The sequence below is a fragment of the Stomatobaculum sp. F0698 genome, assembly GCF_030644385.1.
Lineage (GTDB): Bacteria > Bacillota > Clostridia > Lachnospirales > Lachnospiraceae > Moryella.
In genome coordinates this window covers 1,086,077-1,112,000 of record NZ_CP130060.1, presented here as the reverse complement: position 1 = coordinate 1,112,000, position 25,924 = coordinate 1,086,077, and the positions used below count along the sequence as shown (strand labels likewise).

General features: G+C 56.3%; 2 protein-coding genes. Both read left to right on the top strand.

All coding sequences use genetic code 11. The features are described from left to right. Nucleotides 1-195: 195 nt before the first annotated feature. Nucleotides 196-14,481 carry an InlB B-repeat-containing protein gene (locus QU660_RS04990; protein ID WP_304945445.1) on the top strand — a complete coding sequence of 4,762 codons (14,286 nt, stop codon included), beginning with the start codon at nucleotides 196-198 and terminating at the stop codon, nucleotides 14,479-14,481. A 198-nt stretch (nucleotides 14,482-14,679) separates the two neighbouring features. Next, nucleotides 14,680-25,551: an InlB B-repeat-containing protein gene (locus QU660_RS04985; protein ID WP_304945444.1), complete on the top strand. Its 10,872-nt coding sequence runs from the start codon at nucleotides 14,680-14,682 to the stop codon at nucleotides 25,549-25,551. Nucleotides 25,552-25,924: the final 373 nt, after the last annotated feature.

Sequence of the window (25,924 nt, the reverse complement as noted above, 5' to 3'; positions counted from 1 at the left end):
ATTAACGCTGTTTGTAGACAGCGAATACAAGATTATGTTATTCTTTCCTAGGAAAATCAAGAATTAGTATAGATTATCGTTTTATATGCGGTCGCGGATAACCATTTGCGTCTGCGACAGAATTCTAAAAGGAGGATCGGAAGGCAGATGAAAGAATGTAGCAGAAGAGGCATATGGAGAGTTGTAGCGCTGCTCATGGCAGTGCTGTTGCTCGTGGAGTCGTTGCCTCTCAATGTGCTGGCGGCACCGCTTCGCCGCTACGGCACCGCGGGGAATAACAGTTATATTCCCCTGATTTCATCCGATGAGGATGATGAATACGACGAGGAGGATCGCGACGGAGATGTCATCGATGACAGAGAGTTCGGCGCGCTCGGTTTGTATGCGCTGAGCGGAGGTCGTCTCGCATCGATGAGCAATGCGTCCATGAGCAATGCGATGCTCATGACCTCTCTTCTTGCGATGCCGGCAACCGCCGCCAATGCTTACCGCAGCGGTGCGTGGTCCGGACCGACGGAAGGCGGTGTTTTGACCGCGGCGAATAACTACATTCGTCTTGACAGTGCAAATACTGTCCTGAAACAGCCCTCCGATTTCGCCATCGGTAAATACGGAGAGCGTACCTTCAACCTTGAGTTCGGCATCCGTCCGGAGGAGATTCCGGCGGCGGATCGTTCCAAGATCGGTATTGAGATTCTGATTCCGGCGGGATTCAATGTGCAGTCTGTTCCGACACCGAGCGGTTCACCGTTTACGAAGCAGAATACGGCGGACGGTCAGGTCCTGATTGCAAAGCCGAATGCCTCGGTCGCAGGTGTGTCGGGTCAGATTACGCTGCAGCAGAATGCGTTGCAGCTCATCAACGATCTTGCACTCACGGAAGGAAAGTATCGTTTCCAGATTCGTGTGTTCAAAGATTACGGAACACCGCAGCAGACCTTGCTCACAACAACCAGTGAGACCATCGAGACAGCTTCGCTAAAGCTTGAAACGAGCAACCAAAATCCGACCTATACAATCACGAATGATTCGGACAGCTATTCTTGGATGCCGGGTGATATTTCGTTCGGCAATGTCGGTAGAAGAGCGGGGTCCACGAATTCGGGGATGACCAGCGCGGACAGCGATGCACAGATGTTGCTTGGTACCGGTAATTACAGCAATGACAACCTGATTGCACATCAGCGCAAGGGCTTCGAGGTCTCCGTGCATAAGACGGAAGGCTACATCGGTCCAGGTGCACAATTTGAGTTTAAGCTTCCGGATGAGGGAAATCTCTTTGAGAAGCGCGGCGTCATGTTCTACTGGTTTGAGAGCGACGACGGCATCAAGCTGCCGGTGCGACACACGGGCGATTATAATTCGCCGCTGACTGCGACCGCGCCTTGGAGCGACGGTATATACCGCTTTGATGCGAATACGCTTTATACGCGATTCAGCGGTACGGACTACGCCAAGGTGGAGAGACAAAACGGGAATGTATCCAATGTGGATCTGTTCCGCAAGGCCGGTACCTTCCATTTTATGTTTTTCCCGATTGTACGATATAACCAGCTTTATACGGGAGATTGGACGGCGACAAATCACACGGCGGCAGCGGGCTCTGAGTTCAAAGCGCCGGATAATGAGGATCTCGGTGATGTGACGGCAACGGGAACACCGCTTAAGTTCAATTTCATTCAGGGTACCCAGCCGATTACGCTGGATACGATTACCTTGTTGGATGCGGCGATTGCGGGGACGTTCAACGGCAACAATATTAATAGCCTGCCGCAGTACGATTCGACGCATCCGGAGTGGGCGGATTCCAGACTTTTGGAAGCGCAGGCTCGTTTTAACGACGGTGCGAATAACTTTAAAATTCAGGACGATCTGAAGGTTGTTTACGATTTCGGAGAGGAACTCGCGCCGGTTCACTTTGAGAATCTGGGCACGAGTAAGGATAACGGTCTCAGTTATCGCTTCTATATCAAAGATGCGGCAACCGGTGCCATCCGTTTAAAGACCATACTTGCGGAGGGACTTGCGGCAAATTATACGCCCCGCACGGTTTCTTACGACGGTGTAAACTACTCCGAGAATGCGGCTAGCATTGTGGACGGCACCGGTGTCACCGACTATGACTTCACCGAGGCGGATAACAGCTCAAACAAGGAGTACATTGCCCGCGTTGAAGTATTTAAAGATATTTACGGGTATAACACGCGTGGTGCGTACCATAACCGCGACTATGCGAGTATTCCCGTTAACGTCTGGTTCAACTATAAGCTTCGCGCTTATCATCACAGAATGTCAAACGGGCAGGACATCCCGGATAATTTTGAGGCACATGTGAATCGGAGCATCAGCTCGAAGCAGATTCTGGAAAACGGCGGACAGCCGCTCACCAAGGTTGTCCCGATTAAGACGCGTCACTTGGTCGACCGTCTGGATGTGGTCCCGCTGAACACCTATGGCGTATTTGAGGTTAACAAACACGACGAAATCAACCCCATTATGCGTTTCGGTGTGACTAAGTATGCCGAGACCATGGATTATAATGTGGATTCGAACGGCAGCGCGTATGCATACGGAGATCCGAATTATAACCCGCCGGTCGTGGAAATTTCGGGTGACGGTGTCGGAATCACGGACCACCTCGAGAAGGCAAATCAGCGTCTTCTTGGTTTCTGGGATGAAAATGACGTGTATCATGATTTCCAGGCAGACGGTTTTGACCCGGATCAGCCGGCTTACCTGAAAGACGGCGTCAGCATGTACTCGGAGACCAAACTCACGGTCATGGGAGATCCGAACGATACCGGTACGTTTGAAGGCCAGGTCTATGACTTGGAGGCGATTTACAATCACTACGGTGTACACTATGCAAAGCGGCTTGTTATCGCGCAGGAAAAGTTAAATGACTGGAAGATAAGCGGTCTCTTTGAGACGCGCTGGACACGCCTTTTCGCCAAGCATGTCGCACCCGGACATTTGAACTATGACAATGTAATCGGCACGAACGGTGCTGCGGATCTTCCGAAGCGCGTCAATGCCGAGGGCAGACTTTACTGCGAATACAGCGACTATAAGTCGGAGCGCGTCAACGGCGGTCCTCCGCACGATGCGAACAAGCCGGGCGGCATTCCGTCCGGTCACGGTACGGCTTGGCCGCAGACTTTACAGAGTGCTCAGTTTGTGCTCGGTGACAAGGCAAAGGGTATTTCGATCAAGGACTTTGATTACTACATCAACCCGTTTACGCCGGTCACGACCTACTACAAGCAGACCGACCTGGTAAACCCGGGAACGGCCTCCGAGTACAACCGCTCCAAGATGAAGGTCAACACACAGGGTCTCGGTGCGGATCAGAACGCCGAAGATGTTGTGGGCAGAAGAGAGATCGAACTCACGCGCATTGCAGTCGACAACAGCGATGTGCCGACAAACTATAATGTCATGACGAAGGCGCAGCTTGCGTATCGCAATGTGGTATACGATTTTGCGGGAACGGATTCGCGGCTCTTATCCCTCACGAATGTGGTGAGTTTCGGTCCCTTACTTGGCAACCGTTATTCCTTGCCGTTTGAAATCGAATACACGCTTTCCGACGGTCAGACCAAGACTCTGACGGATATGGCGAAGTACTCTTACTCGCCGAATGCGCACGGACGTATGTTTGTGGAATTGCCGGATGTGGATATTGCCAACGGGGTCTATGTGACCGCACTGAAGGTAAAGGTTCCGAGTGACTACAACTGGGGCCAGAACATGCAGAAGTACGGAAAGGATCCGGCGGAGAATTCAAAGCGTATGCTGCCGGAAATCGGCCTCGGTATGTACAATGTCACTGTGCCGAAAAAATATCCGGGGACGAATGACAAAATCGGATCCGTCAGCGACCACGAGAGCGATGATTCCTATGACAAATTGACAGTGAAGGCTAAGCTTAGCTTCGAGGATGTCTTTGGCACGACCACTACCTATGATGCGACGGGAACGTCCGAGCGAATCGCGGGGCAGAGAGTACTGGTAGACAACCTCGGTATAAACGTGAGCTACGGGACCACCAATACCTATCAGGGTAATACGGTCCAGGTGGGACTCAACAATACCTTTACCGCCAGCGATACAAGTTCGTCCGTTGTGAAGGCGCAGGCATTGAAGATGCGCCCGACCTTCTACTATAAAATCGATAAGAACTTTAACTATGTTGACGGTTCCCTCACGGCGACCGCCGGTCTTAAAAACAACAATAACCCGCCGGGCCTCAGTCCGCAGACGATTCCGTCCGGAGTTGTCGCTCACTTTGTGCCGGCAGGTACGGGCGCGGGCCAGTCCGGCAGTGATGACTACGGCATTCTTGCGGTTTCCTATGAGAATGTGCCCGAGGCATACCTTGCATCCGGTGAAGTTCAGGTCGGTTCATATAACGGCACAGCCCTTTACGGCGGTTACTATGGTCTCGGATTCAAGTTGCAGGCAAAGTACAATGCCGACCCGGTCAATGTGAAACCTGTCATGGGTGTCTGGATGGATACGGACTTCGATGCGGACCGCGACGGAACCCAGGGCGGAAATCCGCAGGGCATTGCGGTTGAACTTGCGAACAGTCGAAACCAGCTTGTGAATGACGGACCGGTCGGATCTGATTTCTTTAACCAGGGCACGGCCAGAATTTCGACGGCAACCGGCAAGGCAGAGATGCTCTATACGGATGCGACACTGATTCACAAGATCAATCAGCAGGCAATTTTAGGTCTGCTTGCCTACGCGCAGTCCACGATTCCGTTCAATGAGTCGCCGACCGAGGTCTCGAGCCGAGATATACGCTCGAACGACAACATCTTCAGCACCAAGGTATACATTACAGGCGATAACTCGCAGAACACGAGTCACTGGGAGCTCTATATCCCGGTCATGAAAAAGGGAGAGCGCTACAGCTATACGAGCGGCGGTGCGACAAACCAGACCGCAGCCAATGAGTACGAATTGGATTATTACGGTGTCGATACTTCGACGCTCACGGGTCTGAATTACTCCGTTGCGTATACGACGGATCCGAATCCGGGCGCCGGCGGATATGCGACGGCCAAGGCAGCGAATTATTCGGCGACGCTTCCGGCAAACAAGGCGGATGTCACAATGGTCCGCGTGAAGATTGACAATGTGGATCCGAGCAAGAAATCTTTTGTCAAGGTTCAGTACAAGCTTCACGATCCGAAGACTTTCCTCGGAAGTATGAAGAACCAGAATGTAGTCTTCGGTAACTTCAACATGGGCAGCAGTACCACGCCCTACTTCGGCGCGACGGGGCAGTCCAGCCTTCCGCTTAGCTATATCCTGAAGGATATGGAGATCAGCGGTTTTGTCTGGGATGAGACAGACCGAAACTCGACTTACGATGCGGGAACCGACAGCCTTGTGCAGAACGTTCGCTTCCGCGTGTATGATCCGACCACCAATACGCAGGTGCAGTTGAATTCCGCGCCGAACGGCGATTTCCTGGTCAACAGCAGAGCGAACGGTACCTATGAAGTTCTGGTGCCGCACGACGGCAACTGGATTATTGAGGCAGACACCTCGGCCCTCGGCGCGGACAAGAAGCTTGTGCTGCAGAATAAGAACGGCAGGCCGGCGGTCGACTCGGCGTTTGATCGAGAGACCAATCGCGTGACCACGAATCTGGTGGTTGATCCCTATCGCAATCTCTACAGCAAGGAAAATGTAAATGCCGGATTCTATACGGCACCGAAGATTACCGTCCCCAATCTTGAGATTCCCGTAAACGGCGGCACAACCCCGCTTACGGGCCTGGTTACGAATCCGGTTACGCCGGGAGTTACGTTTAGCATTCCGAGCGGACAGCCGACCGATATCGTGACGCTCCGGAACACCGGAACGGCGACCGGCAGCGCGACGCCGCAGAAGACCGGTACGGTTACGGTCACGGCAGAGACAGACGACGGTTACGGCGGTAAGGTGAAGACCACTGCGACGATTAAGGTCTACACCGACATCGAATACGATGCAAATAACGGTACAGGAACGGTCTCTCCGAACGGAGACAAGCTCTATCCCTCTACGGATAACACAGGCGCGGATGCGCACACCGATGAGGGAACCGCAAAGCCCGTGAGCGGCAGCGGAAGCGATACCGGCTTTACACGTCCGGGTTATCTCTTCACGGGTTGGAATACGGCAGCGGACGGCAGCGGTCAGAGTTATGCGGCGGGTGCAACGGTTAAGACCGGTGCGAGAACCACACCGCTCAAGCTCTATGCACAGTGGCAGCAGCTCACCCCCGCGGCAGAGGCATTCAAGATTAAGAAAAATGTCTCCGGAGACTGGGGTACGCTTCCGAATACGGAGGTATCGCCGCTTTTGCCCTCGACCTTTAAGTTTGTAATGACCTCCGTCACTGCGAATGCACCCATGCCGACAGGCGCAACAAGTACGACCAATCCGTCCAATGTGACGGGGGCTGTGAACTCGGTGGTCTTCAGCATGGGAAGCAACGAGTTCTCGTCCACGGTTTCCAGCAAGGAAATCACGACGGGGCTGATTACCTTTACGCTTCCCGGTACCTACAGCTATGTGGTGCAGGAGCAGGGAGACAGCGTCACGAACTACAGCTACGACTCGACACAGTACAAGGTCACCTATACGGTCACGGCAGGCGTGGGCGGAACCCTTACAGCGCAGCGCAGCATCGAGAATCTTACGACGGCAGCGCCGAGCGGTCAGGTTGTCTTTGACAATGCTTACAATTTGCCGAGTTATCAGGTGAGCTTTGATCCCGAGGGCGGCGATGTGACGCCGGCAACGCAGACGGTCAAGTACGGTCATTATGCAGGTGAGCCCACAACGCCGGCAGGAAAGAGCAGTCCGGCAGGCGACAAGACCGGCTATGACTTTAAGGGTTGGGTTTACGAAGTTCCGGACCCGGTGAGCGGCGCTATGACGGAAGTACCGTTCGCTTTTGCGACGACTGCGGTGAAGCAGAACTATGCACTCAAGGCGAAGTGGGAACTGAAGAAGCTCACGGTGGTGGTGACGGATGCGCCGAATGCGGACGCGCCGCACACAAACGAGGAGATCTTCCGTAAAAACGATGTGCCTTACGGCGGAACGACGGCAGAGCCGACGCGGCCGGAGAACAAGACCGGTTATCACTTCGACCGTTGGCTTGATCATGCGAACAACCCGTATGACTTCACGCAGCCGGTCACGAAGAACGAGACCGTGCATGCAAGCTATGCGCCGAATGCGTATAAGGTTCGTTATAACGCTAACGCAGCGGATGCAAGCGGAAGCATGACGGACTCCGACCATGTCTATGACACGGCAAAGAACCTCACGGGCAACGCATTCTCGCGTCCGGGTTATGTCTTCGGCGGTTGGAACACCGAGGCAAACGGCAGCGGCACCAACTATACGGATGCGCAGAGTGTCATCAACCTCACGGCGCAGAACAACGCGGTCGTGAATCTCTATGCAAAGTGGACCCCGGTGACCCCGGCCACGAAGCAGATTCAGATTCGGAAGACGCTGACCGGTGATCGCGGTGCGATTGCAACGGGTGAGACCGCACCGCTGGTCGCAGAGACCTTCGGCTTTACCCTGCAGGCAAAGTCCGGCGCTTCGGCGACGGCATACCCGATGCCGGCAGGAACAGCGGCGGGCGCGCAGAGTCAGAGTTACAGCATTCCGACTTCGGATTTGACGAGCGGCAATGCAAGCCTTACGACTGCAAACATCAGCTTTACCCTCCCGGGTGTCTATGAATATGAAGTGAAGGAGACGCAGGGAAGTCAGACCGGATACACTTACGATACAACGGTTTATACGGTGCGCTATACGGTCACACAGACCGGTGCAAACCTCGACGTCACAACGGAAGTTCAGGACGGTGCCGGTGCGGCCTTCACCGCGGTTACAAGCGGCGATGCGACCGCAGCGTTCACCAACGACTATCAGCTTCCGCAGTATCAGGTCGTATTCGATGCGGACGGCGGTTCTGTGACGCCGCCGACGCAGAGCGGTATTAAGCGCGGCGGAACCCCGACGGCACCGACCGCGGCGAGCCCGAGCACATCTCCGGCCGGAGATAAGACCGGTTACCTCTTTGTCGGCTGGTTTGAGGAGGACCCGAGCGGAAACCTCGCATCGACACCTTACGACTTCACGCAGCCGCTTACCGGAAACAAGAAGTTAAAGGCGAAGTGGCTCCTCAACGATTACAAGGTCAAGGTGAAGGATGCGCCGGACGCAGACGGAACCCATGCAAACGAAGTGATTCACAGCGACGACCACGTCCCGTACAACGGACAAATTCCGTCCCAGACCGCGCCGAACAACAAGACCGGCTATCACTTTAACGGCTGGGTGGATGAGAGCGACAATTCGCCCTATACCTTCGGAACACCGGTGCGCCGCGATACGACGGTGGTTGCGACTTATGCGCCGAATCACTACAAGGTTCACTATGACCCGAACGGCAGCAATGTGAGCGGCACCGTGACCGATTCGAACCATGTCTATGATGTGGCAAAGAATCTGAACCAAAATAACTTCACCCGCCCGGGCTTCACCTTCGGCGGATGGAACACCGAGGCGAACGGAAGCGGTCAGAGTTACACCGATCAGCAGTCCGTCACGAATCTCACAAGCACGGACAATGCGACGGTCACGCTCTATGCGGTCTGGAGACCGGTGAACAGCGCGGTCGAGGCGATTTCCGTGAAGAAGGAACTCAACGGCGATGTGGGAACCCTCGCAAACGGTGAAACTTCGCCGCTGGTGCAGGAGAACTTCCGCTTTGAGTTAAAGGCAGTCAGCACGACAGCCTTCGGCCTGAGCGGTGCACTGCCCATGCCGGCAGCTGCGGCGGGTCAGCAGACCTATGTGATGAGCATGGGTAGTGCTTCTTTAAACCTGGTACAGGGCGTGACGGATACGCAGGCGGGACAGAGTAACGGTACCGTAGCGAGCGGTCCCTTCAACTTCACAATGCCGGGTGAGTACATTTATGAAGTGCGTGAGCTTGCCGGAACAGCGAACGGTTACAGCTACGACGGCAAGGTCTACAGAATCAAGTACACGGTCGTACAGAACCTCACCCAGCTCACGGTGACCAAGGAGCTCAGTGTGAACGGCGGTGCCTATGCAGCATTCAACGGAACGTTGGACTTCTCGAACAGCTATCAGCGTCCGCAGTACACGGTGAGCTTCGATCCGGACGGCGGCAATGTGACGCCGAACGCACAGACCGTGAAGCACGGCAATCAGGCAAGCAACCCGCCGACAACCGGAGGACACAGTTCTCCGGCGGGAGAGAAGACCGGCTACCATTTCGGCGGCTGGATTGACACGGCAACCGGAACTCCCTACAACTTCAACACACCGGTCACGGGGAATAAGACGCTCAAGGCGAAGTGGGACATCAATCAGTATCATGTCATCGTCAAAGAGCCGAACGACGCAAATCCGGGCAAGCAGAACTTTGAGTATCTGAACGATCCGAGCGTGAATCGCGGCAGCACGGTGACGGCACCGCCGACACCGGACAATAAGACCGGTCACCATTTCAACGGCTGGGTGGATCAGAACGGCAATCCGTACACCTTCGGCACCCCGGTCACGCAGGACACGACGGTCACTGCGACCTACGCACCGAATCAGTATACGGTTCAGTACGACAAGAACGCTGCGGATGCGAGCGGCACGGTTTCGGATTCCACGCATACCTACGGTGTCGCGAAGAATCTGAACGGAAACAGCTACACGCGTCCGGGGTATGAGTTTGCGGGTTGGGCTACCACGCCGACCGGAACGGTCACCTATCCGGATCAGCAGAGTGTCATCAACCTGACGACCCAGAACAACGGCGTGGTGAAGCTCTATGCGGTTTGGACCCAGGCAACACCCGCAACGGAGGCCTTCGGTATTCGGAAGACGCTCTCCGGAGATGTCGGGCCGCTGCCGAACGGCGAGAATGCGCCGATTGTGGCGGATACCTTCCGCTTCCGTCTGACGGCGAAGCAGACCAACGCGCCGGGACTCACGCTGCTTCCGATGCCGGCAGGTACGGCAACGGGTGCGCAGACAGCGGATTACACGCTGACCAGCGCGGGCCTTAGTTACGGCGCATTCGGAACCGCAGCGACCGGCACGGTGGCAAGCGGCCTCCTTACCTTCACGCTTCCGGGCGATTACTACTATGAACTCACGGAGCTTGCGGGTTCGGCTGCAGGCTACAGTTACGGCGGCGCTTCCAAGGTCTATACGCTGCACTACAAGGTTACGCAGAGTGGCACAACACTGTCGGTGACGAAGGAAGTCAAAGAGGGCAGCGGAAGCTATGCACCGCTGACCGGTGCACTTGCCTTCGATAACAGCTATGCACTTCCGAGCTACACGGTCAGCTTCAATTCGCAGGGCGGCGATGTGACGCCGAGCACGCAGACCGTGAAGTACGGCCACTTTGCAAGCAGACCGCAGACGCAGGCGGGCAAGAGTTCTCCTGCGGGTGATCTTGCGGGGCATACCTTCGGACATTGGAACAAGCAGGGAGATCCGGCGACTACGGCCTATGACTTTGAGCATACGCCGGTCACGGGCAACATCACCCTCAATGCAAACTGGACGACCAACAGTTACACCATCACCGTGACGGACGGACCGGATGCAAATCCGCCGCATCAGAACGAGGTGATCTCCAATACGACGGTGCCGTACAACACGCCGTCCACGGAGCCGAACCGACCGAACAACAAGACAGGTTATCACTTCGACCACTGGGAGAAGAACAACGATCCGAGCCATACGCCTTATGTCTTCGGAACACCGATTACGGGCAATGAGACCATCCATGCAGTCTATGCACCGAACAGCTACACGGTGCGCTACAACAAGGATGCGGCGGATGCAAGCGGTACGGTGGCGGATTCGCAGCACACTTACGATGTCGCGAGAAACCTCAACAACAATGCGTTTACGCGTCCGGGCTATGAGTTTGCGGGCTGGTCGAGAACGCAGGGTAGCACGACCGTTGACTTTGCTGATCAGGCAAGTGTTGTGAATCTGAGCGCGACGGACGGAGCAGTCGTAGATCTCTATGCGGTTTGGACCGCGGCGACCCCGGTTGCGGCAAACGTCACGATTCGGAAAATCTTGACCGGCGATATCACAACGACACCGGGAGGATTGGCATCTCCGATTACGCCGGAGACCTTCCGCTTTGAACTCAAGGCAATCAGCACAACAGCTCCGGGTGTCACGGCACTTCCGATGCCAGCGGCTGCAGCGGGCGCGCAAACAGCGGTGCTTACGCTGAGCAGCAATGATCTCACGGCGGGTGTGGGGACCGTTTCAAGCGGCACGCTGACCTTTACAATGCCGGGCGAATACGTCTATGAGCTGAAGGAGCTTGCGGGCAGTTCTACGGGCTTCACCTACGATCAGACTGTCTACAGCCTCAAGTACACGGTGACGCAGAGCGGAACCACGCTTTCCGTTTCGGCGGAGAGTAAGAGCGGCAGCGGTGCTTACCAGCCGTTCAACGGCACGGCAGGCTTTACCAATGATTATCAGTTGCCGAGATACCGCGTGAGCTACGACTCGAACCTCGGCAGTGCAACGCCGCCGACCGAGAGCAATATCAAGTACGGTCATTTCGCGACGCAGCCCGGCAATGCTGCAGGCACAAGTTCTCCGGCGGGAGACAGAGTCGGCTTCCATTTCTTGCACTGGATTGACACACAGACCGGTCAGGTCTTTCACTTCGGAGATCCGATTACGAGAGATGTGAACTTACAGGCGGTTTGGGCAAGAAACGGCTACACGGTCACGGTCAACGACGGACCGGATGCAACGACGCCGAATCAGAACATTTCGACGCAGCTTATTCCGCACGGAGATCCGGCGACCGAGCCGACTCGTCCGAACAACAAGCCCGGCCATCACTTTGACGGCTGGAAGACGAGTAGCAATACACCGTACACCTTCGGTACCCCGGTGACGGAGAATCAGACGATTCACGCAAGCTACGCCCCGAACCACTACACGGTGAAGTATGAGGCGAACGGCAGCAATGTGAGCGGCACAGTCGCGGATTCGCAGCATACCTATGACCTTGCGGCGCCGCTCACGCAGAACAGTTACACGAGACCCGGCTATCAGTTCAGCGGCTGGGCAGAGCGTCCGGACGGCAGCGGAACGCAGTATACGGATCAGCAGTCGGTGATCAACCTCACGCAGGTGGACGGCGACACCGTGCATCTCTATGCAGTTTGGACACCGGTCACACCGTATCAGCTAGACCTCGGCGTGCAGAAGATCCTGAGCGGAGAAATAGGCCTTGCACTCGGTACGGGTGAGACTTCCCCGTTGAATACGGAGAACTTCCGCTTCAAGCTGATCGCTGTCAACACCACGGCAGCGGGAGTCAGTGCACTGCCGATGCCGAACGGCACGGTGGGAGCGCAGGAGACGGAACTCGGCATCAACGGCGCGGGTAATGCGAATTTCGGACCCATGTCCTTTGTCTACGAGGGCGATTACATCTATCGCCTTACGGAGATTGCGGGCACGGCGACCGGATACAGCTATGACCCGGCGGTCTATGAGCTTACGGTTCGCGTGAGCCAGGCGGGTGTCACGATGAACGGAAACGTAACGGTGAAGAAGGACGGCGGCACAGCGACAGCGCTGACCGGTGACCTTGACTTTACCAACGACTATCGTCTGCCGCGCTACCAAGTGAGCTTTAACCCGAACGGCGGCTCGAATACCCCGAGCACGCAGACGGTGCGCTACGGCGATCCGGCATTCGCACCGAGCAATGCACCCGGAACCGGCAGTCCTGCCGGCGATAAGACGGGACAGCACTTCATGCACTGGGCAAAGCCGGACGGTACGCCGTATCACTTCGGCGATCCGGTGACGGCAGATACGCTGCTCACGGCAATTTGGGATACCAATCGCTATACGATTACGGTCATTGATGCACCGGATGCAAACCCGGGACATCAGAGCCGCATTATCACGACGGACAACCAAATTCCGCACGGCGCTACTCCGGTGGAGCCGCAGCACCCGGATAATAAGACGGATCACGTCTTCGATCACTGGGAGAAGCCCGACGGCAGTCCGTATCGCTTTGACGAGCCCATGACCGGAGATTTGACTGTGCATGCGGTGTACCGTCGGAAGCAGTACGATGTGCAGTTTGAGAAGAACGGTTCCTTTGTAAGCGGAAATATGTCGAACCAGCACTTCAACGGCGGTGAGACCAAGCCGCTCAACAGCAATGTCTATACTCGTCCGGGCTATGTGTTCGGCGGTTGGGGCAGAACGCCGGATGCGGCGACGCCTGCGTTCGGCGACGGACAGACCGTTTCGAATCTCACGCAGACGGACGGCGAAACCGTAAAGCTCTATGCGGTCTGGACCCCGGTTACCCCGGCTATCGCAGCGGTACCGACGGTCAACAAGCAGATTACCGGTGATACGCCGCACAATGCGGGACGCTTCACGTTTGAATTGAGCGCGGTCAGCACAACTGCGGTGCAGTCGGAACTTCCGATGCCCGCAAGCGCGCAGGGAAATACGGACCGCATTCAAGTGGAAGGTGCGGGTCAGAGCAACTTCGGAAACATCAGCTTCCGTTTCCCGGGTACCTATGTGTACCGGATTGCGGAGCTCCCGGAGGGCAGAAAGGGCTTCAGCTTTGATCCGGACGAAGTGACGCTCACCTATATCGTGACGCAGAACGGCACAAATCTGAATGTGGTGACGAGCGCGCAGAAGAACGGTAACCCCGTTACGGATGCGAACTTTGTGAACCGCTTCACGACGCCGGACTACACGATTACCTTCGACGGAAACGGCTCCTGGGTCACGGTGCCCTCGCAGTCGGTGAGAGAGGGCGGTCGCGGCACGGATCCGCAGAAGAATATGCTGAGAACCGAGAGCAAGTTCATCGGTTGGTATTTAAACGGTCAGCCTTATGACTTCAGCACGCCGGTTTACGATGACATCACCTTGGTCGCAATGTACGAGTACAAGTCGAGCGGAGACAATTCCGGCGGCAGCGGCGGAGGCGGAAACGGTGGCGGAGGCGGAAACGGTGGCGGAGGCGGCAGTTCCTCCGGCGGACACGGCAGCGTGAAGCCGAATACCAATCCGAATCCGATTCAGCCGACAATCCCGACGAATCCGGGCATTGCGGACAATGTGCTTCCTCCGGTTGATTACAATGAGCCGGTGCCGCAACAGCAGGCAGAGGAGAAGAAGACGCCGACAGGCGAGGCACTTTCCCCGGACAGCCGAAATAAGGGCACTTCCGCTCGCGGAACCACGGAACGCAGTAAGCGAGGTAAGCTCCCGAAGACGGGAGAGGCACCGATGGCAAACCCGCTTCCGAATCTTGCGGCTTTGACGCTTGCGGCTTATGCGCTGTTTGCGGAGGAGAAGCGCAGACGGGAGAAGGCAGAATAAAGGAGTCATACAAGTCTCGAAAGAGGCGCTGCTTGCGCAGCGCCTCTTTTTGACGTTGTTTATACACTTTTGACTGGACACTTGTATATATATATGGTAAAAATTAAAATTGGGTTAAGATATTTCGCAATTACGATTGATGCGTGAACGTAGAATCAGTTGGTCTTCATGAGACCCGAAAGAGCCTAGGAGGACAGGATGAGAGAGAGAGTTTGGAACCGTTGGAGACGAGCGCTTGCAATGCTGATAGCGCTGCTCTTGGCAATCGAAGCACTTCCGCTGCAGACGCTTGCTGCACCGTCGCGGGGCGGCTATATCCCGCTGATTGTCAGCGAGGATGAGGATGAAGAGGAGAGCGAAATCGATTATGCAGAGGACGCGGAATTGCTGGATGACAGGCCGCTGCTTGCAGCAGGCCTTTCTGCCCGTGCGCTGCGCGCGTCGGGTTCTAACGCTACCCTCAGCAATGCACTGCCGTTGGCAACTCCTTACGTTGCCTTCCGGCAGGCGTCAGGCGGCTATGCGCCTTGGACGGGGCCGGTGGATGATTCCAGTCTCACGGCGAGCAATAACTATGTGAAGCTGGATCCGGCCAACGCGGTCCTTAGGACGCCCGCGGACTTTGCCATCGGTAAGTACGGTGAGCGCATCTTCAGCGTGCAGTTTGCCTTCCGACCGGGCGAGGTTTCCGATCTTGTGAGAAATAACCTTGCAATGGAACTGTGGGTTCCGTCCGGTTTTAACCTGAACGGTATTCCGAGCGTGAACGGTGTGACCTTTACGAGCGCTCGTCAGGCGGACGGAAGCACAGTGCTGGTCGGTACCCCCTCGCCTTCGACCGCGAGTGTCAGCGGTCAGCTTACCATTACGCAGGATGCGAATAAGCTGATCAACGAGCTGCCGATTTCCGGCGGCGAATTGCCGTTCCGGATGCGTGTCATCAACAACTATCGTTCGACCGATCCGAGCAAGCCGCCGACACTCTATGCACTGGGCGGCGGCGATCACGATAAGACAACTGAGCTTATGCTGCGGACGGTCGGCGCTAACCCCACGGTTACGGTGACCAATCTCTCCGACAACAATACCTATATGCCCGGCGAAATCGGCGGAGCATCATACGCAAATCGGACCAGCCCCGGAACCCCCATCGGCAGAAATGTGAAGTCGAGCCAGGACTATCGCGCTTCGGCGGCAGACGATGCTTTCTACTTTCTGGGAGATGCCAATATGGGCCTCATGGATCCCTGGTGGCGCAAGAGCTTCGAAATCAAGGTGCATAAGGACGAGGGTTACCTCGCGGACGGATCCAAGATTCATCTGGTCCTGCCGGATGAGGGCGTGCGCTTCGATCAGGGCGGCGTACTCTACTGGAGCTATAAGACAGATGACGGTGTGGAGCTGCCCTGGACCGCAATCGGCTCCCGCCTTGATTTCAGAATCGGCGGGAACATCCGAGATCTGGTCATTAACGGTGTCAGCTACTATAACCAGCAGGTTACTGCGAACGCCTATCGAGAGGCGGTTGCGGGTTCCGGACTCAGCTATGCGGATTTGTTCCGTAAACCCGGTACCTTCCACATCCGCTATTACCCGATGATGTATTATAACCGTCTCTACGAGGGGAACTGGAGCAACACGACGTATACGGCGGCTTCCGGTTCCTATCTGGAGCAGCCGGACAACACAAACTTCGGTGCAAAGGCAAAGACCGAGGGAACGCCGCTCAAGTTTAAATTGATTCAGGGTACTTCGCCGATTCGCATTAGGAGTGATCAGCTGGATGTAACCATAGGCGCGGAGTACAACCAGACCCAGCTCAGTTCCGTTCCGCAGTACAGCTCGGTTTCTCCGGAGTACACCGATACCGAAGAGGTGAAGGCAAGCTTCCGTTTCGATGACGCAGACGATGCCTTCAAGATTCAGGACAATCTCTCAATCAAGTATGACTACGAGGAGGCGCTTTCACCGGTTTATCTGAATCACTTGGGGCTCGAGGAAAAGTACGGACTCAGCTATCGGCTATATATTAAGGATGCGGTGACGGGGCAGGTGGAAGTGAGAACCCTGGTACCCGGAAACGAGTATCCGACTTATACACCGCAGAGCATCAGCTATGCCGGGCAGACCGTCACAGAGTCCGTCATAGACGGAACCGGCATCACGGACTATACCTTTGCGGATGCAAATGCGGCAGGAAACAAGAAGTACATTGCCCGCGTGGAGGTGTTCAAGAAGAAATATGACTACAACCACAGGGGCAGTTTCATGTACTGGCAGTGGGGAGCGGGAGAGGATAAGAGCTGGTTTACGTATAAGCTTCGCGCCTATCACCACCGTCTCTCGGACGGTACCGATATTCCGGATAACTACGAGGCAAAGATACAGCGCAGCGTGACCTCCGATCAGATTGCGGCAGAAGGCGGCGAAGCAGGCTTTGCGAGAGAGTTTAAGATTAAAACGCGTCACCTCTCGGATAATCTCCGCACCGCGACGCACGGCCTCGGAAATATGGAGGTCAATCGTCATCCCGAGGTCAGCACCTTCGGTCTGTATGCGGTCATCAAGTATCCGGACACGATGGATTACAACATCGATGCGACCGGTGCCCCGATTGCTTTCGGACAGCCGAACTATGACCCGGTCGTCATTGAACTGGCCGGAGATGCCATCACCCTCACCGAGTATTTGGAGAAGGCAGATCTTCGCCTCCTCGGTGTCACGGATCAGGCAGGTACCTACCACGATCTCGCGGCGGAAGGCATCGATTCGGAGGATCCGGCCTACTTAAAGGATGGCATTTCTCGCTATTCGAATACGCGGGTCACGGTTTTCTCGAACTCCAATGATAACGGTGCTTTTGACGGCAAGGTCTATGACCTGAACGCACTGGCAAATCATCTGGGCACAAGCTATTTTACCCGAGTGGTTGTTGCGCTTGAGGACATCAACAACCTGAAGACCAATGTCGCGACCGGAACTCTTCGGAATTACCGCTTCTTTACGCAGCAGATTTACCCGGGACACAAAAACTACAACGGCGCGGTCGGCACGAACGGCGCTGCGGATCTTCCGAAAAACATCCCCTACACCAATACGCTCTTCTGCCGTTACAGCGACTATAAGAGTGAAGTGGTGGACCACAACCCGCCGCAAGACACCACGATTCACGGCATCAGCCAGTATCACGGCACGGCGAGAAAGTCGAACGGTAATTCTGCGAGACTGGTGCTGGGAGACAGTGCCAAGGGCATTTCGGTGCTGGACCTCGATTACTACGTGAATCCCTGGTCGGTCTTTGATGACACAAAACTCGGCCAGGACTTCTTCTCGACGACAGGCGCAACGGATTTGGATCCGACGCTTTATAAAATCAATGCGATTGCCCAGGGACTTAGCCGGGGTGTAGCAAACGAAGCAAATTACCGCGAACTTGAACTTACGCGCATTGAGATGGATAACACCGGTGTGTCCTACCTGAATGCCAATCAGCCTGAGTTGAACTATCAGAACGCAAGTCTTGACTTTGCGGGCACCAGTGAGCGGCTCTTGTCACTTGTCAATGCCATCAGCTTTAACATCCAGTATGCGAAAACCTATCAGAAATTTGTGCTGGATGTGACGCTCTCGGACGGCACAAGCCGTCACATCGAAGATTCGGTTTACGGCCCTCACAGCACGACCACCCACGGGCGACTTCACTACGTCATACCGGGCGTCGATGTACAGAACGGGCCCTATGTGAAGTCAATCAAAGTAAGTTTCCCAAACGATCTTAACTGGGGCGTCAACCACGCAAAGATGACAAGCGATGGGTCAATCGGCGGAAACGGATTCTTGCCTTCCGTCGGTCTTTCCCTGGTGAAGCAGGACATCCCGAAGCACTATCCGGGAACCACGATTCCGGTCGGTTCGCTCAGCGAGAAGGACAGCGACGCAAGCTATGATAAGCTGACCGTCAAGGCGAAGCTGCACTATGAGAATATCTACGGCGACGATATGACCACAGATGCGAACCGCTTCACGGTGGAAGGTGCGTCCGAGCGCATTGCGGGACAGCAGGTCAATGTGGCCAGATTAATCAATTCGCTCTATTATCACAGTATCACGACCTATCAGGGCCGTGAACTCGGCGTGGGCGGAGATATTTCGTTCGGTGTCACCCCGAGCACCTTAAACTATGCGGTCAGCAAGGGGCTCAAGATTCGTCCGACTTTCTATATCAAGGTGGATAAGAGCTTTACCTATGTGGACGGCAGCATGGTGGTCAAGGCGTTCCAGAAGACCTCGACCGGCAGCTGGACCTGGGCACCCAGCAGTGCAAATGTTAACTTTATACCTGCGGGCACAGGTACCGGGGAATCCGGTCATGCGGATTACGGTGTTTTGGTCGTCTCCATGGATCAGACGCCGGAGGCAGAGCTCTCGGATATTTTCCGCAATCTCGGCCCAAGTAACGGTCAAAACTGGACCGGACCTTCGTATAACTTTTACTTAAAGCTCCAGGCCGGCTATTCGGCGGATCCTGTCGTTGTGAAGCCGCTTCCCGGCGTCTGGCTCGATACAAAGTTTGACGCTGACCGCGACGGCAACGGCGGCAATTCCCATGACATCACGGTCGAGACCAACAACGAGAATCTTCAATTGGTGCAGGACGGACCGCGCGGCACACAGTTCGGCAATGCGACGGCGGCAAAGGCAGGCGCGAGTGCGAATGAAGCGGAGATGCTCTATGCCGCAAACGACACGACGCATAAGATCAACCAGGTGACGGCACTCGGCCTGCTTGCATTCGCGCAGGCGACCAAGCCCTTTGCGGAGAGCGCAACGAATGTCGAGAGCCGCGATTTGAATAATAACCCGAACATTTTCAACGCAAAGGTTTTCCTGACCAGTGACGATGTGAACCCGACCAACGATTGGGAGATTTATATCCCGGTGCCGAAGGAGGGAGAGCAGTACAGCTACCAGAGCGGCGGCGTGACGCAGACCACGCCGGCGGCGCAGTTCACCATGGACTACTACGGTGTCGATACCTCGGCGCTCACGGGTCTCAATTACACGATTTCATATACGACAGATCCGAACCCCGCGGCAAACGGCTATACTAGCGCAAAGACAGCCTCCTGGACCACGACCAAGCCCGCGGATGCGGATATCACGATGGTCAAGCTGAATGTGACCAACATGCCGGCGGGCAGAAAGGCCTCGGTCACGCTTCGCTATCAGCTGCACGAGCGCAAGAAAAAGCTGCTCAATATGGACGACACCATTGTGACCTACGGAAACTTCCGCATGGGAACGAATCCTACGCCCTTCTACGGTACAACGGGACAGGCGAGCAACACGCTCCGCTACACCCTGCGTGACCTCGGAATCAGCGGCTTTGCCTTCCAGGATACGGACTTTAACTCGCTCTATGACGACGGTACGGACAGCCGTCTCGGCGGTGTCTTAATGCGCCTGCGCGAGGCAGACGGCGTCACGGAAGTCCTGCGTCGCGACAACAACCAGACCTTTGTGAACGGTACCAACGGAATCGGATATTATATCCTCTATGTGCCGCACGAGGGCAACTGGACGGTCATGGCGGATACTTCGCATATGACACCTGCCAGAAAGTTGGTCAAGAAAGATCAGGGCAGCGACCCGACCGTGAATTCGCGCTTTGACAGAACTACGAACCTTGCGACGGTCACGGTCATGGCGGATATTCCGACGAGAAAGTATACCCTCGAAAATGTAAATGTCGGTGTCTACAATGTTCCGGTTCTCGATCTTGCGGATCAGGTGCTCCACGTGGGCGATGCAGCTTCGACGGTGACGCCGACACTCACGAACCCGGTGGATCCCACAAATCCGGTCGTGAATTATGCGATTCAGACAGGGGCGCCGAACGACCTTGTCACGGTGACCGGCAGCGGCGCTTTGACCGGAAGCCTCACCCCGCAGAAGACGGGTGTCACGACCCTGCTTCTTACGACCGACGACGGCTACGGAGAGCTCATCAAGAAAGAGGTGAAGGTAACGGTCTGGGCCGACGTGAAGTACAACAGCAACGGCGCGGACAGCGGCAGTATCTCACCGAACGGCGAGCGGCTTTACCCGTCAACGACCGCAGCGGGTGCGGATGCGCACACGGACGAGACGACAGCAAAGAGCTCTGCGGGAACGGCGGGCGTGGATACCCAGCTTACGCGCGCGGGCTACTACTTTGACGGTTGGAACACAAAGCCGGACGGCACGGGCACCGCGTATGCGGCGGGTGCTGCGATTAAGACCGGCAAGATTGACGGTGACTTAACGCTCTATGCGGTCTGGAGACCGGTGACCCCGGCGACAGATAGCTTTAACATCGAGAAGCTCTTAAAGGGCGACTACGGCCTCCTGCCGGACGGTCAGAGTGCCCCGCTTCTTACGGAGAACTTTAAGTTCACCTTGACCGGCACTTCCTTTACGGCCGCAAATGTCACGGCAGAACCCATGCCGACCGGCTCTGCGAAGGAGAGTTCCCGCGACGAGACCCCGGGTCAGAATCCGGTGGTGAAGTACACACTCTCAAGCGCAGACCTCTCGCTGATTACCCCGGGTTCCCCGGTCTTGACCGAGAATGCGACGGCGGGTGCTACCTTTGCGAGCGGAACCTTCAACTTCACGATGCCCGGCACCTATGTTTACACCCTCAAGGAAGAGGCGGGCAGCGCGCAGTACTACGGCTACAATGCCCGCGTCTACACGATTACCTATGTGGTGACGCAGAGCGGCAGCGGTCTCGGCAATGCGCTGAGTTTTATTCGGACGATTAGCTACCAAGATCCGACAAGCGGAGCGGTCATCAATGTGCAGACGGCAAGCTTTGAAAATACCTATCAGCTGCCGCGCTACACGGTTAGCTTCGATCCGGATCAGGGCAGCTTTACGCCCCCGGCACAGACGCATCGCTACGGCGACCGCGTGACAGAGCCTCCGGTACAGAACAATGCTGCAGGCGTTGCGACTTCCCCGGCGGGAGAGCGCTACGGCTATCACTTTAAGCACTGGAAGGCAGCGGACGGAACACAGTTCCAGTTCGTAAACAGCTCGGTGCGCGCGAACTTCACCCTGACTGCGGTCTGGGAGATCAATACCTACCCGGTACAGGTGCTGGATGCCGCAACGGCAGATGCACCGCATGCGAATGAGGTCATCTTTAACAACGGCGGTGCACCCATGGCGCACGGCACGGTGCTGAATGCGCCGACCGCACCGGAGAATAAGACGGGCTACCACTTTGACCACTGGGAGAATGACGCGGATCACAGTACCTTCACCTTCGGAAACCCGGTCACGGGTCCGCTGACAATCCGTGCGGTCTATGCGCCGAATGCGTATACGGTGAAGTACGATAAAAATGCGGCAAGCGCGAGCGGCACGACGGCGGATTCCGCCCATGTCTACAATCAGACGAGAGCGCTCACCGCAAACGGCTATACGAACCCCGGCTATTACTTTGCGGGCTGGAGCCGTACGGCAGGCGGCACGACGGTCGACCTAAATGACGGCGACAACGTGCTGAATCTGACGACGCAGAACAACGGAACGGTGACGCTCTATGCCATCTGGCAGCCGGTTACCCCGGTCAGCGACAGCTTCGACGTGAGTAAGCTTCTCTTCGGAGACTTCGGTTCCCTGCAGGGCGGCGAGACCGCACCGCTGGTGCCGGATACCTTCCGCTTTGTCTTACAGTCTGTCACGACCCCGACAGGCACAATGACGATACTTCCGGTGGTTCCGGGCGGCGGTGCCGCTTCGGGTATCACGGTGACCCCGGGCGCAGGAACCATGGGCTATGCGCTTCCGAGCGCGCAGCTGCAGGTTCCGACTGCGGGCAGCGCAGCGGCGACCGCAGGAGCGGCCGCGGTTGCAAACTTCCCGGCAGGCCTCTTTACTTTCAGCTACCCGGGTACCTATGTCTATACCCTCAAGGAGACCGCAGGCTCCGCGCAGTACTACAGCTATGATTCCGCCGTCTACACGATTACCTTTACGGTGACGCAGAGCGCGGGCGCGCTCGGCGCGGGCACGGGAAATTCCCTCACGGTGACGAGAAGTATCACGAAGCAGAGCGGTGGTGCAAGCACTGCGGCGACCGAGCTTCAGTTTGAGAACCGCTATACCCTGCCGCGCCTCACGGTGCAGTATGACGCAGAGGGCGGCAGCCACACCCCGGCAAACGAGAGTGTGCGCTACGGCGACTATGCGACGGCGCCGCCGGTTCAGAACAATGCGGCGGGCATCCCGACCTCTCCGGCGGGAGAGAAGACGGGCTATCACTTCCTCTACTGGACGGATGCGGCGGGAACCCAGTTCCCGTTTGCAACGACGCCGATTCATGCAAACACCACCCTGCACGCAAAGTGGGAAATCAACCGCTACACTGTGACGGTGCAGGATGCGCCGGATGCGGACACGGGACACCAAAACAATCAGCTCGCGCAGCACAGCAATGTGCCTCACGGCGATACGACGCTGACCGCACCGACGCAGCCGGAGAATAAGACCGGTTATCATTTCGATCACTGGGAAGATCAGAACAACACAGCCTACACCTTCGGTTCCCCGGTGACCGGCGACACAACGGTACATGCGGTTTATACACCGAATACCTATACGTTGGTATTTGAGCCGAACGCAGGCGGCGCGACCGTGAACGGCAGCATGCCGAACATGAGCTTCAGCTATGACACGGCGCAGAACCTAACGCCGAATCAGTTTAGCCGTCCGGGTTATCAGTTCATGGGCTGGGGACTCACGCCGACCGCGGCGACACCCGATTACTATGACGGCGCGTCCGTGAACAACCTGACGACAACCAACGGCGGAACCGTGCGCCTCTATGCGCTCTGGACGGCTGTGACGCCGTTTGACCATGATCCGGCACTCACAAAGATACTGGGCGGCGAGGCAAACCGGACGCTTGCGACCGGCGAGACGACCCCGCTCACAGCGGAGACCTTCAACTTCGAGTTTAAGGCAGTCAGTACGACGGTTCCCGGCATGAGCACCATGCCCATGCCGACAGCGGCACATGGGGCGCAGACCTACACGGTAAACCGTGTGGGCGCGGGTGCCCTCCCGATCGGCTCCCTTAGCTTCCTGTTCGCAGGCGACTATGTCTACGAGCTGCGTGAGCTTGCAGGTGCCGCAGGTACACCGGGAACTCCGGCGGCCGCGCAGGGAAGCTACACGTACGACAGCGCCGTGTATCGCATTACCTATCACATCACACAGGCCGGAACGGTGATGAACGGCAGTGTGAGCATTGAAAAGCAGGAGAACGGCGGTGCCTTCTCGGCACCGGTTGCCTACACAACGGCGACAGAGCCGAAGTTTACGAATGACTACCTCTTGCCGCGCTACACCGTGAGCTTTAATTCGAACGGCGGCAGCGTGACTCCGGCACCGCAGGTTATTGTCTACGGCGACCCGGTCGTTGCGCCGCCCACAGTCGGCGGATCCCCGGCGGGTTCCCGCACGGGCTATGACTTCGGCGGTTGGCAGAATCCGGACGGAAGCCCTGCAAACTTTACGACCCCGGTGACCGGCAATTTGGTGCTTAGCGCAAGCTGGACCATGCGTCACTACACGGTCACGGTGCTGGATGCGCCGGATGCGGATCCGGGCCATCAGAACCGGATCATCACGCAAGACACGAACGCGGTGCACGGCAGCACGCCGACCGAACCCGCGCGTCCGGACAACAAGACGAATTATGTCTTTGACCACTGGGCAAAGCCGGACGGCTCGACCTACAACTTTGACGAGCCGCTTACCGGTGACCTTACGGTGCACGCAGTCTACCGTCAAAAGCGCTATACGGTGCGTTATGATTCCGGCACGCCGCATTCCGTGGGCAGCATGACGGATTCGCACTTCGGCGTAGGAGACTCGAATCCGCTCCCGCCGAATCAGTATGCGAGACCGGGCTTTACCTTCGGAGGCTGGAGCCGCACGCCGGGCGGAACGACGCCCGACTATACGGACGGACAGACCGTAACAAGCATCTCGACTTCGGACGGTGTGACCGTAACCCTCTATGCAGTCTGGAATCCGGCGAGCCCGGCGGTTCTTCACGACCCGCCGGTCAAGAAAGTGATTACTGGTGCGGTGCCGCACAATGCGGGTAACTTTATCTTTCTGCTCCGCGCGGTCAGTACGACGGCAGCCGAGGCTGCGGGAGTACTCCCGATGCCGCTTGCGGCGGGAGGCAACCAGGAGATGCAGCTCGAAATTCAGGGCGCGGGAGAAGAGGAGTTCGGTGACATCACCTTCCGTTTGCCGGGCACCTATGTCTATGAAATCTCCGAGTTGCCGATCGGCAGACGCGGCTTTAGCTTCGATTCGAATCCGGTGACCGTGACCTACGTGGTCACGCAGAGTGGTTCAGTCCTCAATGCGACCCGCACCATGGAGAAGCGAGGACAGGCGGTGACCGAGGCGGTCTTCACGAACGAGTTCGAGAAACCGAACTACATCGTTACGTTTGACGGCAACGGCGCCTGGAGACCCTTCGAGAGCCAGACCGTTCGCGAGGGCCTAACGGCCAGCGAACCGATTCGGAAGCCGGTGCGAAGCTACGGCAAGTTCATCGGCTGGTACTTAGACGGTCAGCCCTACGACTTCGGTCAGCCAGTCTACGACGACATCACCCTCATTGCGATGTACGACGACTCCGACAGCGACAACACTTCCGGCGGAAGCGGCGGTGGCGGCGGCGGAAGTCGCGGAGGAAGCAGCAGCCGCGGCAACGGCAGAGGCAGCCACATTGTGCCCGCACCGAGCGCGAACATTACAACCACCCCGGCGCAGACAGGCGATTCGGATGCGACGGATAAGCAGCAAAGTTCGGATTCCGGAAAGCGGGCGGCAGGCACCGAGAAGATTGAAAAGTTGGATGGTGAGAGCGGCAGCCGCAGAAAGAAGCAGACAAGCGGTGACAAGGAGAGAAAGCGTCGCTTACCGAAGACGGGAGAACAAACGCTCGGGAAACTCCTTTTATGGAAAGAGGAGAGACGGGACGAGGAAGCTTAAACAAAAACAGAAGAAGAGCATTGCAAGGGGAGTTGTGTCGTGTTTGCGGCACAGCTCCTCCTTTGTTGAGCGGAGAAAACCGATATACAAATGCGGCTTGAATAATAGGCATATACATTAAATATGCTCATTAATATTCACGCGACTGCAAGACGGGGAAATTCGCTTCGGAAAATGTGTAAGAAATAGAGCTGAGGCTGCAGTGGATTTGACTGCATCAAAAGAGCGCAAAGCACCTAAACAGTGGGATTCTGTCTCGGAGGAGTGATTGTCGGCAAAATAAAAGGATTGTAGACAGCTATTGTATTGATTAACAAGTTTCGCTTGAATAACGCCAAGGAAAAAGTTAAAATTGAATTAATATTGTGTGTTT